13 protein-coding genes and 1 pseudogene are annotated in these 13,308 nt (G+C 52.2%); 10 read left to right on the forward strand and 4 right to left on the reverse strand.

Going from position 1 to position 13,308, the window contains the following annotated elements:
• Positions 1 to 52: 52 nt before the first annotated feature.
• Positions 53 to 646 carry a fumarylacetoacetate hydrolase family protein gene (locus C2M29_RS03145; protein ID WP_105188349.1) on the reverse strand — a complete coding sequence of 198 codons (594 nt, stop codon included), beginning with the start codon at positions 644 to 646 and terminating at the stop codon, positions 53 to 55.
• A gap of 173 nt (positions 647 to 819) precedes the next feature.
• Between C2M29_RS03145 and C2M29_RS03150 the strand changes: the two genes are divergently transcribed.
• The gene (locus tag C2M29_RS03150) at positions 820 to 1,056 is read left to right on the forward strand and encodes a hypothetical protein (protein ID WP_105188350.1); all 237 of its coding nucleotides are present in this window, start codon (positions 820 to 822) and stop codon (positions 1,054 to 1,056) included.
• A gap of 35 nt (positions 1,057 to 1,091) precedes the next feature.
• Here C2M29_RS03150 and pepB read toward each other — a convergent pair whose 3' ends face one another.
• Positions 1,092 to 2,387: an aminopeptidase PepB gene (gene pepB, locus C2M29_RS03155; RefSeq protein ID WP_105188351.1), complete on the reverse strand. Its 1,296-nt coding sequence runs from the start codon at positions 2,385 to 2,387 to the stop codon at positions 1,092 to 1,094.
• 78 nt (positions 2,388 to 2,465) lie between these two features.
• Between pepB and sfsA the strand changes: the two are divergent.
• From sfsA to C2M29_RS03195, 8 genes and pseudogenes are all read left to right on the forward strand, one after another.
• Positions 2,466 to 3,181, forward strand: a pseudogene (gene sfsA / locus C2M29_RS03160) (DNA/RNA nuclease SfsA).
• A gap of 301 nt (positions 3,182 to 3,482) precedes the next feature.
• On the forward strand, positions 3,483 to 3,926 hold the full coding sequence (dksA, locus tag C2M29_RS03165; protein WP_105188352.1) for an RNA polymerase-binding protein DksA: 444 nt from the start codon (positions 3,483 to 3,485) through the stop codon (positions 3,924 to 3,926).
• A gap of 6 nt (positions 3,927 to 3,932) precedes the next feature.
• A complete protein-coding gene (gene gluQRS / locus C2M29_RS03170) occupies positions 3,933 to 4,868 on the forward strand; it encodes a tRNA glutamyl-Q(34) synthetase GluQRS (protein WP_105188353.1) in 936 nt (311 codons plus the stop codon).
• Positions 4,869 to 5,021: 153 nt separating this feature from the next.
• Entirely contained in the window at positions 5,022 to 6,413 is a 1,392-nt protein-coding gene (gene pcnB, locus C2M29_RS03175; RefSeq protein ID WP_233998340.1) for a polynucleotide adenylyltransferase PcnB, read from the forward strand.
• Positions 6,410 to 6,898, forward strand: coding sequence for a 2-amino-4-hydroxy-6-hydroxymethyldihydropteridine diphosphokinase (gene folK / locus C2M29_RS03180; protein ID WP_105188354.1), 489 nt, complete (start codon positions 6,410 to 6,412; stop codon positions 6,896 to 6,898). Before pcnB ends, folK begins: the two co-directional genes overlap by 4 nt.
• Positions 6,899 to 6,907: 9 nt before the next feature.
• Positions 6,908 to 7,702, forward strand: coding sequence for a 3-methyl-2-oxobutanoate hydroxymethyltransferase (panB, locus tag C2M29_RS03185; protein WP_105188355.1), 795 nt, complete (start codon positions 6,908 to 6,910; stop codon positions 7,700 to 7,702).
• Positions 7,703 to 7,715: 13 nt separating this feature from the next.
• On the forward strand, positions 7,716 to 8,567 hold the full coding sequence (panC, locus tag C2M29_RS03190) for a pantoate--beta-alanine ligase (RefSeq protein WP_105188356.1): 852 nt from the start codon (positions 7,716 to 7,718) through the stop codon (positions 8,565 to 8,567).
• 26 nt (positions 8,568 to 8,593) lie between these two features.
• Positions 8,594 to 8,836, forward strand: a complete 243-nt coding sequence (locus C2M29_RS03195) for a hypothetical protein (RefSeq protein WP_105188357.1) — start codon at positions 8,594 to 8,596, stop codon at positions 8,834 to 8,836.
• Between the two features lie 43 nt (positions 8,837 to 8,879).
• On the opposite strand, the gene C2M29_RS03200 is transcribed toward C2M29_RS03195, so the two are convergent.
• Positions 8,880 to 9,275 (reverse strand): HIT domain-containing protein, encoded by a 396-nt coding sequence (locus C2M29_RS03200; protein WP_105188358.1) that lies wholly within the window; start codon positions 9,273 to 9,275, stop codon positions 8,880 to 8,882.
• A gap of 90 nt (positions 9,276 to 9,365) precedes the next feature.
• On the opposite strand from C2M29_RS03200, the gene C2M29_RS03205 reads away from it, so the two are divergent.
• On the forward strand, positions 9,366 to 11,597 hold the full coding sequence (locus tag C2M29_RS03205) for a S9 family peptidase (RefSeq protein ID WP_105188359.1): 2,232 nt from the start codon (positions 9,366 to 9,368) through the stop codon (positions 11,595 to 11,597).
• 120 nt (positions 11,598 to 11,717) lie between these two features.
• Here C2M29_RS03205 and C2M29_RS03210 read toward each other — a convergent pair whose 3' ends face one another.
• On the reverse strand, positions 11,718 to 13,259 hold the full coding sequence (locus tag C2M29_RS03210) for a M17 family metallopeptidase (RefSeq protein WP_105188360.1): 1,542 nt from the start codon (positions 13,257 to 13,259) through the stop codon (positions 11,718 to 11,720).
• Positions 13,260 to 13,308 lie beyond the last annotated feature (49 nt).

A 13,308-nucleotide genomic window follows, 5' to 3' on the forward strand; every position in this document is an offset into this window, starting at 1 on the left:
ACAGTTAGGTAAAACTAACCGTGAGATTAACACTGTTTATTTATACAGTAAACTATTGAGCTTGCCATTGTTTTGCGACCAGGACCTGCTCGTCGAGTAACACCTGCCCTTCGAATACCTGCCCCGTGCGCACCTCACCCACTCCCTTGGGTGTGCCGGATAACAACCAGTCACCGTCTTGCAAACGCTGCCAGCTGGCCAGCTCATCAATGGCCGCTTGCACTGGATACAACATCTGCGTGGTCTGGCCCTCTTGTATCAGCTCGCCGTCGATATACAAACGCAGCGACAGCCGAGCGATATCGGTCTCGTCGATGGCGACAAAGTCACTGGCCAGCACGGCGCCGTCAAAACTTTTTGCCCGCTCCCAGGGCAAGCCCTTGGCCTTTAGCTCGCTTTGCAGGGCCCGCTTGGTGAGGTCCAAAGCAAAGGCCACGGCAACGGGGCGATTGTTTTTAATGGCAAAACACAGCTCCCCTTCATAGTGCAGAGCCTCATTTTGATGCTGCGATTGCAACACATCGGCCAGTGCCGAAGGTGGCTTGTTGAAGATCACCATGGCATCGGGCATGGCATTATCCAGCTCCTTGATATGCTCAACATAATTACGACCTATGCAGGTGATTTTACCGGGTTTGGTGACCATTACTTTATCTCGTCTGTTGATTTTGCTTCAGTGTATGGCGCCACTTGCACCATCGCAAGCACCTGAGCTCGGCCGCACACATTTTTGCAATCGACGCGACTACTGCGCTGGATCAAACCCATAAAGTCGGTTTTTTGGTTAACTAGTATCAGGAGCTGACTCGGGAGAAACTCATGCCCAGGCTTTCCACCTTAACCCTACTCAAGGTCATTATTGTTTTTGGCGTACTGCTGATCATCGGCGGTCATACCTTGCTGGTGACGGACTCGTTTCGTGATTATTTTGGCATTTACAGCTTTATGATTGGCGCTGTCTGTATTGCACTGGGCTTAATCATGTCTTTGCCGACTAAGATCTATCTGACCATCTTGTTGATGCGCAATGAGGGCAAGGAGAGTAAATTTAAGTGAGGTAACGACTCACTGAGCCGCTACCTCTCGGTCGATTACGACTTTTCTTGTAGTGTGCGAGCTACGGTACGCATACCCAGGGTGGTTGCGCCGGCAGACCATAGGCTGGTTGGGCTGTTTTGGAAGGCCGCTGCCAGGTCCATATGCACCCATCCCTTACCTTCGTCGCGAACAAAGCGTGATAAGAAGCCCGCAGCATTCGAAGCGCCACCAAAGCCACCGCCTTTTTGCGGACGACTGTTTGCTGTGTCGGCATAAGGTGAAGGACAGTTGTTCTGGTGGAATTTCTCCAACGGCAGTGGCCACGCGCCTTCAAATTCTTCGCTGGCAAAGCCTTCAACGTCACGCACCATGTCTTTATCCAGACCGAATAGCGCATTGTATTCCTGACCTACCGCAACCAAAGCCGCACCGGTTAGGGTTGCTGCGTTGATAATGGTGGCTGCACCCGTTTCACTGGCAGCCATTAGGCCATCGGCCAATACCAAACGACCTTCGGCATCGGTGTTAACGATTTCAACCGTGGTGCCATTTTTGTAGGTAAGAATGTCGCCCAGCTTGTAGGCATGACCCGAGATCAGGTTCTCGGCACAACATAGGAACAGCTTAACACGCTTGTCCAGACCGCGATTAATCGCCAGTGCCAGACCGGCAGTAACCGTTGCTGCACCGCCCATGTCACACTTCATGGTCAGCATGCCTTCGCTTGGCTTGATTGAGTAACCGCCGGAATCGAAGGTGATACCCTTACCAACCAGGGCCGAAGCCACAGGGGCGTTATCATCGCCGGTTGGGTTAAAGTCGAGCTCAAGCAAAACCGGTGGACGCTCACTGCCGCGACCTACCTCGTAGATACCAATCCATTGCTGCTCTTTTAGCGCTTCGCCCTTGATGATCTGGTAGCTCACGTGCTCAGGAGCAAGTGACTGGATAAACTCACCGGCTTTTTCTGCCAGGCTTTCCGGGTAGATGTCTTCGGCGGTGCCGTTGATCATCTGACGCATCCAGATGGCCGACTGCTTAAGTGCCGCCAGCTCTTTTAAATCACTTTGCTCGTTATCAACGAATTCAACGCCATCTAGTACTTTTGGGCTCACAAAACCTTGGTAGAAAGCCCACTGACTTTCTGTGCACCAGGCATCACCCACTAGAGTGACGGCTTTTACACCCTGATTGGCAACGGCACGACCGGCCTTTTGCACATTGATCAGGGTGTCGGTTTCGCTTAGGTGCACGATTGCACCTTGCTCATTGAAAGAAAGGTTTGCTGCCTCACCCCAATGACCTGGGGCTGCCTGCTCGCTTAGTTGTACTAAAAATTGTTGACTCATAGGGGTCCTCTTGGACTGTGATTACAATTACCAGCAGTTTACACTAGGGTCATGCAGTTCTAAAGCGAAGTACGATTAATGTTGTTTCTACCGCCTCTTCAAACCGCCACCCTGTTAAAACGTTATAAACGGTTTTTAGTGGATTTACGCCATTCCGATGGCCATGAATTTACCGTGCACTGCGCCAATACCGGCAAGATGACCGGCTGCGCCGAACCCGGTGTGATGGCCTACTATTCCACCAGCGACAATGCCAAGCGCAAATATGCGCACTCCTTGGAGCTATCAAGTAATCAAGCCGGCGACTTAATCTGTGTGAACACCGCCGTGGCCAACAAGGTGGCCATCGAAGCCATTGAAAAGGGCGTGATTGACGAACTGCAAGGCTATACTGAGCTGCTTAGTGAGGTGAAATATGGCGATGAAAACAGTCGTATCGATATTTTACTGCGCGATGCCAACAAGCCGGATTGCTATATTGAAGTGAAGTCGGTGACCTTATTGGAAAAAACGGCCAAGGCTATTTCCCCGATGCACAAACCCTGCGAGGGCAAAAACACTTGCGGGAACTTATGGCAATGAAGGCGCAGGGATACCGAGCCGTACTTTTGTTCGCCGTGCTGCACACCGGCATCGAACGCGTTAGCGCTGCGGCACATATAGATCCCACCTATGCAGAGCTATTACACCAGGCGGTTGAAGCCGGCGTCGAGGTTCTCGCCTATAAGGCAAATATCAGTGCCGAAGAGGTCGTCTTAAACCTGTCTGTGCCCTATGCTTTATATAAGCCATAAAATAAATTGGATAAGGCACTCTAACACTTGTAGCTGCTGCGGGGGCCCTTAAGCGCTGCTTTCACAACGACCTTAAGCGGTATTTTTACATTAACAAGCTCTTGAAATAAATTCGGACGGCCCAATATAAAGGCGAATTAAAAAACCAGCCCCCGGCTGGCGGCTCGGCTGAAAGCAAGAGCCGCAGCCAAGCCAAGGCAAGGTACTAAAATAAAAAGTGTTTGCTAAGGGGGTGGTATTTTGCTATTTATAGCCGCCGGTATTTACCGGGGACTTGGTATTAAGGATTTAGGAGATAGTTATGCCAGAGCAGCGTAAATTAGGTTTGATCGCTCAGGCGGGGTTAGAGCCGTATCAGGAACAGCCAGGCGAAGAGTACATGAATGAAAAGCAACGTGCTCACTTTCGCAAAATTCTGGAGTCATGGCGTAACGATCTAAGAAATGAAGTGGATCGCACAAAAACGCACATGCAAGACGAAGCTGCGAATTTCCCTGATCCGGTCGACCGTGCAGCCCAAGAAGAAGAATTCTCATTAGAGCTGCGTACTCGTGACCGCGAGCGTAAACTGATTAAGAAAATTGAAAAAACTCTAACCCTGATCGACGAAGACGATTTTGGTTATTGTGAATCGTGCGGCATCGAAATCGGTATCCGCCGTCTTGAAGCTCGCCCTACGGCCGACCTGTGTGTTGACTGTAAAGCCTTGGCGGAAATCAAAGAGAAACAATCGGGTCGCGGTTAACACACCATGACCCACTTGGATGGGGATCACGGCGCCACAGCCTATGTCGGCCGCTTTGCCCCTTCCCCTTCAGGCCCTCTTCACTTTGGCTCACTGGTTGCCGCCCTCGGCAGCTACCTTGACGCACATGCACATCAAGGACAGTGGCTGGTTCGTATTGAAGACATAGACACCCCCCGTGTGCGCCCCGGCGCCGACAGCGATATTCTCCATACCCTAGAAGCCTATGGCCTGCACTGGCACGGCGAAGTGATCTGGCAAAGCCAGCGGCTACCACGTTATGCCCAGGTGACCCAGCAGCTGATGGAACAAGGCCAGGTGTATGGCTGCCAATGTACCCGCAAAGAAATTAAAGCCTTAGGTGGTGTTTATAAGGGTCATTGCCGCAACTTACAGTTGCGCGGTGAACATTTGGCGCTGCGCTTGAAGCAGCAACAGCCGGTGTATCATTATCTGGATGCACTGCAAGGTCGGGTCGATATTGCCGCCTTGGAAGCCGAAGAAGACTACATAATTAAGCGCCGTGATGGCTTATTTGCCTATCAACTCGTGGTGGTGGTTGATGATATGGACCAGGGTATTACCCATGTGGTTCGTGGTGCCGACCTGCTTATTCCGACAGCACGCCAAATCGGCCTGTTCCAGCAACTCGGATACCCAGCGCCGCAGTATATGCACCTGCCTCTGGCGGTCGCCAGTCCGGGCTTTAAGCTATCGAAACAAAATTATGCCCCGGCCATCGACAGGCAAAATCCTCAACCCGCATTGCTTGATGCCCTGCGCTTTCTCGGTTTTGCGCCCGATCCTGAGTTAGTCACCTACCCGGTTGCCGACATTCTTAGTTGGGCCCTTAGTCAATATCAACGCCAGTCTCTGCGCCGCGCCCTCGAAGTACAGGTTAGCGCAGACGCCAACGGCAAGACCCAAATTCAGCAGCTATAACTGGCGCCAAGGCGTTAGCACAGCTATTTTTATTCGCGCTCGCTTAATTTTTCTGCCGTGCTGGTATATTATAAGCCACTTTCACAATCGCCATAACTGTAGCCTAGGAGAGCGATTATCATTTCTAAACTGTTTCAGCTATGCCGGCAGGTGTTGTCCGCAAAAGACGCAAGTGATGCCGAGCAAGGGCAAATCACCACCTTAAACGAGCCGGTTATCATTCCTCGAAGTGAGCACGGTATTTCCCGTAGCCAGTTTAGCCCCAATGCCCTGAAGGTATTGTACCGCCTAAAAGACGGCGGTTATGAGGCTTATCTGGTTGGCGGCTGTGTGCGCGATCTCCTGTTAGGCTTACAACCGAAAGACTTCGACGTAGTCACCAACGCCACCCCGGAGCAGGTTAAAAAGCTGTTTCGCAATTGCCGCTTGATTGGCCGTCGTTTTCGTCTTGCTCATATCGTTTTTGGTCGCGAAATTATCGAAGTAGCCACCATGCGTGGTCACCACGGTGGTTCCGGCGGCGGTAAAAACAATATCAGCCAGGCATCGGAACACGGCCAGTTATTGCGCGATAATGTCTACGGCACCATAGATGAAGATGCCGAGCGCCGCGATTTCACTATCAATGCGCTGTATTACTCGATTCAAGACTTTTGCATTTACGATTATGCCAATGGCGTCAAAGCCATAAAGAATCGTCGTATTGAGCTGATTGGCGATCCGGAAACCCGTTATCGCGAAGACCCGGTGCGCATGCTGCGCGCCATTCGTTTTGCTACCAAACTGGATATGTCTATTTCCGCCGCCACGGCCAAGCCGATAATGGAGCTGGCGGACTTGCTTTCCAATATTCCGCCGGCACGCTTATTCGAAGAATGCTTGAAGCTGTTTTTAAGCGGCAAGGCCGAGGCCAACTTTAAGGCTCTGCGTGAGTTTGGTTTGTTCAAGCATCTATTCCCTGCCTTGGATAAGATCCTTGATGCCAACCCGGACTCGCAGCAAGAACGCTTTATTACCCAGATGTTTATCAATACCGATGCGCGCATCAATAATGATAAGAAGGTAACCCCGGCGTTTATCTTTGCCGCCTTGTTATGGTTCCCGCTGCTGCAGCGTTGCCAGGAACTGATGCAGCGTGAGCAGTTGCCTCATTTCGATGCGCTGGCAGCGGCTATGAACCAGGTATTGAGCGAAAGCGCCCAACAGGTCGCGGTGCCGAAACGCTTTACCCTGGGCGCCCGCGATATTTGGCATATTCAACATCGCTTCGATAAGCGTAGCGGTCAACGCGCGTACCGTTTAAGCCAGCAGCCGCGCTTTAAAGCCGCCTATGACTTTATGCTGTTGTTGGTCGACAGCGGGCAGGACGAACTGAAAGAGCTGTGTGACTGGTGGACCGCCTACCTGAATGCCGACATAAATGGTCAAAAATTAATGGTGAAGTCCCTGGGTGGTAGTGGTAGTGGTAACAGCCGCCCCCGCCGTCGTCGCAGCGGTGGTTCTCGACGCAAAGGCAATAAGGCCGCGGGCGAGTCGTCATCATGAGTTACCACACCGTTTACCTGGGATTAGGGGCCAATCTCAATGACCCCGTTGCACAGTTACAACAAGCGGTCGATGCCCTGACGCAACTGCCAGGCACCCGAGCACATCGCTGCTCGGCGTTTTATGCCAGCAAGCCCATGGGACCACAAGATCAGCCGGATTATGTTAACGCGGTGATGGAGCTGCAATGTCAGCTCGCGCCCCATGAGCTCCTCGATGCCACTCAGGCCATCGAATTAAACCTCGGCCGCGTGCGTAAGGCCGAACGCTGGGGTCCACGGACCCTGGACATAGATATCCTGCTTTTTGGCACCGAGTGCATCGACGATGAGCGTTTAACGGTGCCTCATTACGGCATGAAGGTGCGCGAATTCGTGCTTTATCCGCTGTTTGAGCTGGCACCCGAACTCGAGTTACCCAATGGCAGCTCGGTGCGCAGCCTGACAACGCAAGTGCCTCGCAACGGCCTAGAACAACTCCAATAAGGAAAGCTAATGGCGAAGATCTCCGTATCCACCTTGCTCAAAAAGAAGCAATCCGGTGAAAAAATTACTTCTTTAACCGCCTATGATGCCAGTTTTGCCAAACTGTTTGCCGACAATGGCGTTGATGCCGTGCTAGTGGGTGATTCCCTGGGTATGGTGTTACAAGGCGGCGATGACACCCTGGCGGTCAGCATCGATGATATTGCCTATCATACTAAGTGCGTGCGCGCCGGTAGCCGCGAGCTTTTCGTTATTGCCGATATGCCCTTTATGACCTACAACAATGTCGAGCAAAGCTGTAGCAATGCCGCCAAGCTGATGCGAGCCGGTGCCAACATGGTAAAACTTGAAGGTGGCCAGTGGCTGCACGACAGCATTCGCGCCCTTACCCAGCAAGGTGTGCCGGTCTGTGGTCACCTTGGCTTAACGCCGCAATCCGTGCATGTTTTTGGTGGTTTTAAAATTCAGGGCCGCGATAAAGAGCAAGCCGATAAAATGATTGCCGACGCTCAGGCTTTAGAGGCCGCAGGCGCTCAGCTGCTGGTACTTGAATGTATCCCCAGCGTGCTGGCCAAAGCCATTACCGAAGCGGTGAACATTCCCACTATCGGTATAGGTGCGGGTAAAGACACGGATGGTCAGATTTTAGTAATGCATGATCTTGTGGGTATCTCTGCAGGTTATATCCCCAAGTTCTCAAAAAACTTCCTAGCAGAAACCGGCAATATGCCGGCGGCGGTGAAGAAATATTGTGACGATGTAAAAAGTGGTGCCTTCCCTGGGCCTGACCACGAGTTCAATTAAGCGAAATTAGTGCATGCAAACAACCAGCGAAATCCGTTCTCTTCGTAGTCAGGTGAAAGCCTGGCGTCAGGCGGGGCTAAGCGTCGCCTTTGTACCAACCATGGGCAACCTTCATGAAGGTCATTTCTCCTTGGTCGATAAGGCTAAAACCCTGGCCGACAAGGTGGTGGTCAGCATCTTTGTTAACCCCATGCAATTTGGTGCTAATGAAGACCTGGATGCCTATCCACGCACCCTGCAGCAAGACCAACAAGGCCTTAGCGAACGCGGCGCCGACTATTTATTTACGCCCACGGTAGACACCATTTACCCCAATGGCTTGGGCAGCCAAAGCTTTGTCGATGTGCCCGAAGTGTCCATGGGATACTGCGGCGGTTCACGCCCAGGTCACTTCCGCGGTGTAGCCACAGTAGTGACCAAGCTGTTTAACCTGGTGCAACCGGATTTTGCCTGTTTTGGCGAGAAAGACTTTCAGCAGTTGCAGGTGATCAAAACCATGGTCCGTGACCTGTCTATTCCGGTGGAAGTGATAGGCGTGCCGACGCAACGCGACGTCAATGGTCTGGCCCTGAGTTCGCGTAACGGTTATCTGAGCGACGCGCAAAAACAGCAAGCCACCGTGCTCTTTGCCACCCTGAACTGGGTCAAGGAACAACTTCTGGATGGTATTAAAGACTTTGCCGACCTTGAACAACAAGCCAAGGCGCGCATTGCCGCCGCGGGCCTGGTTGTTGACTACTTCAGTATTGCCGAGCGCAACACCTTGCGCCGTGCCGAGCAGCAAGACAGCCAGCTGGTTATTTTAGCTGCCGCTTTTGTTGATAAAGTAAGACTTATCGACAATTTGCCGCTAGACTGCAAATAGAACAGAAGAATAAACAAGGTGATAGGATGAACAAAGCGATACCTTCTGCGGCACTTGCAGGTGCATTAATGCTGTTGCTCGGGGGCTGCAAAAATGGCGTCAACAACCCGGAACTCAATCAATGTGCGCAACAAAACTACCAATGTGAAAGCAGCTGCAACAACAGCAGCATTGATGACAGCATGACCAATCAGGTGTGTGTGGCACAGTGCCAGGAAGTGTATAACCGCTGTAAGAAACAGGCCGAGAAGCTCGGCGACACAAAGTAACTCTATCCCTTGATACGGCATCCATTGGATGCCGTTTTTCGTTTTAAGGCAGTTGCAACGCCTGTTTTAGCTCGGCAATTTGCTGCTCGCTGTATGGCTTACTCGGATGCAGCCCCCACACTGGCCTGGGCCAGGCGATATCGGTGCGATAACGGGCAATATGATGAATGTGCAGTTGCGGCACCATGTTACCCAGCGCCGCAATATTAAGCTTATCCGGATTAAACACCGACTTTAATAACTGACTCAACCGCGCCGACTCCTGCATCAACATTAGTTGCTCCTGCTCGGTTAAATCGATGATCTCGGTAACCCCCTCCTTGCGCGGCACCAGGATAAACCAGGGGTACTGGCTGTCATTCATCAGCAACAGCTTACACAGGGGCCAGTCGGCTAGTTCAATACAGTCTTTTTGTAATTCGGGCGCCAAAGAAAACATATCTGCTCCTCTTGTTTGATGGCATAAAGTTGCGCTGCCCCTGGTGCATGAGTACCATCGGACATAGGATTCCAACAATAAGGTTTACCCGTGTCTAAAACAACCAAATACTTATCTCTGGCGCTAGCCAGTGGCTTGGCGTGCAGCGCCGCCAACGCCAAAGAGCTCAGCCTGGAACGTATCTTTGACGACCCTAACCTTGCCGGCACGGCCCCGGTGCAATTAAAGTTTTCTCCAGATGGTAGCCGCGTTACCTATTTGCAGGGTAAAAAAGACGACTACAACCGGTACGATTTATGGGAATACAACCTCAAAGACAACAGCAATCGTCTGCTGGTCGACTCCCAGGCGCTGTTTTCCGGCCCGGAAACCCTGTCCGATGAAGAAAAGGCGCGCCGCGAGCGCCAGCGCATCTTTGGCCGTGGCATTTTAGAATACACCTGGTCTAAAGACGGCCAGGCGCTGTTATTCCCTCTCAATGGCGATCTTTACTACTACCAGTTAGCAACGGGCAAAAGCCGCAAGCTGACCGATACCGAAGCCTTTGAAACCGATGCCCGCTTCTCGCCCAAGGGCAACTATGTGTCCTTTATCCGTGAGCAAAACCTCTATGCCCTGGCGCTAGACAGTGGTAAAGAAATCCAGCTGACCAAGGATGGCGGCGGCGTTATTAAAAATGGCATGGCCGAGTTTGTCGCCCAGGAAGAAATGAGCCGTATGACCGGCTACTGGTGGGCCGGCGATGAAAGCAAAATTGCCTTTACCCGCATCGATGAAACGCCGGTAGCCGAGGCGATCCGCAACGAAATCTATGCCGAAGAAGTGAAGCTTTTCAATCAGCGCTATCCCTTCACCGGCACCGATAATGTTGAAATCGAGTTGGGCGTTGTCACCCTCAACGAGCAGCACATTGATTGGGTTGACCTGGGTGAAGAAAAAGACATCTACATTGCCCGTGCCGATTGGCTAAAAGACAATAAAACCCTGTCTTATCAATGGCAAGACCGTGCCCAGCACAACCTCGAACTACGCTTCTACAACAGCGAAACGAAAACGCAAAAGGTGGCCCTGAAAGAAACCAGCGATACCTGGATCAACTTGCACTTCGACCTTAAGTTTTTAAAAGACAAGCAGCACTTTGTCTGGGCATCGGAACGTGATGGCTTTAAGCATCTCTATCTGTATAAAATTGATGGCACCTTGGTACGCCAGATCACCTCGGGTGAGTGGATTGTCGAAGCCATTAAGGGTGTGGACGAGAAAAAGGGCCTGATCTACTTTGCCGGTCGCAAAGACACGCCGCTTGAAAGCCACCTGTATAGCACGCCACTGTTTGAGCAAGGCGAGATCACCCGCATCACCAACAGCGGCGAATACCACAATGTGGTGATGGCCGATGATCAGCAAACCTTTATCGACAGTGCCTCTGCGGTGAATCGCCCTCCTTATGTGGCGCTGCGCAAAGCCAATGGCGACTTTATTACCTGGCTGGAGCAAAACGAGCTTAATGACACTCATCCGCTCACGCCATACCTGAGCGATCTGGTGGAGCCTGAATATGGCACTATCGAGGCGGAAGACGGGCAAATCATGCATTACCGCCTGTTTAAACCGCGCAAACTAAACAAGAAGCAAAAGCACCCGGTGATGGTGAACGTTTACGGTGGTCCTCATGCCCAACGAGTGACTAATAGCTGGCGCAGTAAGAACCTGTATTTCCAATACATGGTGCAGCAAGGCTATGTGGTCTTCCAACTTGATAACCGCGGCTCATATAACCGTGGCAAGCGCTTTGAAGACGTGATCTACAAACACCTGGGCGAGGCCGAAGTACGCGACCAGATCAAGGGCGTTGAGTTCCTGCGTACCCTGGAGTATGTCGACCCTGAGCGCATCGGCATTTATGGTCACAGCTACGGCGGCTATATGGCACTGATGACCATGTTTAAAGCCGGCGATTACTTTAAAGCCGGTGTATCCGGGGCTCCGGTGACCGACTGGGCACTGTACGATACTCACTATACCGAGCGCTACCTAAGCCACCCGAAAACCAATGCCAAGGGTTATGAGCAAAGTGCGGTATTCCCCTATGTGGATGGCCTCAAAGGCCCGCTGATGATTTATCACGGTATGGCCGATGACAACGTGCTATTCACCCATGCCACCAAGCTGTTTAAGCAACTACAGGATAAGGCCCTGCCGTTTGAAATGATGACCTATCCGGGCTCGAAGCACAGCTTACGCGGTAAAAAGGTGCAAACCCACCTGCATCAAACCATTACCGATTTCTTCAATCGTCACTTCGATATGGAAGAAAAATAAGTCGTACTAAATATAAAAAAGGCTGGGAATTCCCAGCCTTTTTTATGTCTTGGATTGTAGGTTGGCTTTGTCGGCGCAGAGCACCGACCTACAAGTGAGCCAAGTCGTTTTTAACCGCTATTAACGGCAGTACTTGGCGAACAATGCCGCCACGGTCGGCGCCGTCGGTTTACCATGCTGCCAGTCGCCACCCTCGACGCCGCTACCGGCAATATCCATATGCACATAAGGCAATGGCTGGTCGCTGTCTAAGCCGTGCTTATCAAGGCCAGACACTATGGCTAAGAAGGCCATCGGGAACTGGTGACCACGAGCGGTTACCGCTGAAGGCGCATTGTTACTGGAAAGCAGATCATCGGCCTGAGTGCGCGGCTGGACAAAGTCATAGTCTTCACGACGCGAGCGAGAAACCTCTGCGCAGTCGGCCCATAAATCGCCATGCTCAACCAGCTGTTGCGATACCTTAGCGGCGCGAGCCGGACCATTTTCAACATAGGCGCTGTATGGACCTACGGCGCGTGCGGCATGGCCGGTTAGCGTGGCCACGGTGAAGATAGCCGGGTTCACTTCATTTTTCGCTAAGTCTTTGGCTTCGCTTAACAGATCACCCATGGCCAGACGACCCTCGGCATCCGTATTACCTATGCGTACACGTACGCCTTCACGGCCGGTGATGATCTCATCGGGAACGAAACAATCCGAGCCGATAGAATTACGCACCACGGCCAGGTAAGCAATAACCTTAACGCCTTTAGGCTGCGCCTCGGCCACCGCCTTCATAAAACCGGCTACCGATGCGGCACCGCCCTTATCGCGGCTCATACCAGCCATAAAACCGCCTACCTTCAGATCGGCACCACCTGTGTCATACACCAGACCTTTACCCACGAAGATAAGGGTACGTTCAACGTCGCCCTCGGGCACATAGGCCAGTTTTACTACGCGCGGATGATGACGCTCGACCGCGTAAGAGGCGCGGGCTACCGTGCTTAGCAGCGGGTAATCCTTGTCGATGGTGGCGATGTCGCTGATCACCTCGGCAGTCACCTTGGTGCCCTTAAATAAATCCACACAGTAATCGGCAAAACGCGGCGGTGCCATGCGCTCAGGCTCGGTACCACATAGATCGCGAGCGGCATACTGACCGGCGGCAATGGCATTCATCTGCTTAAGTTGCTCTTCGCTCGCACCAACAACGCCGATGGCTTGAATAGGAGAAATCGCGTCGCCGTGATACTCACGCGCTTCAAGAGGCTGCCATAGCGCCTGATTAGCACCCAAAAAGGCCACTTCGCTGGCAAACTCATACCCAGAAAGCTCGCTGATACCAGACACAAACAAGGCAGGCTTCACGGCACCGGCTTGCTTAGCCAGCTCAATACCGGCCTTAGCGGCGGCATATACGCGGCGAACGTCATCATAGTCACGATTCAAAGGCCCGGTCGGAGCAAGAATAAGACGCTGAGCCGGCGCCGATTCACACACCACAAGCGCACATTGCTTACCAATGCGGCTGTCTACGGCGCTGTGTTGGCGCAATACGTCAAGGTAAGGCTGGGGCACTGAATCCAGGCTGGCGCTGATAATGATTAGGGCATCGAACTGTTCTGCTGCGCTTGCGGCATCAACACTGGCGCAGGCAATGGCGTGGGCATAAGACATAAAAAAGGTCCTAAATTTAAACAAAGGACCTTTATTATCGGTGATTTAG

The sequence above is a fragment of the Pseudoalteromonas sp. T1lg48 genome, from assembly GCF_002964785.1.
GTDB lineage: Bacteria > Pseudomonadota > Gammaproteobacteria > Enterobacterales > Alteromonadaceae > Pseudoalteromonas.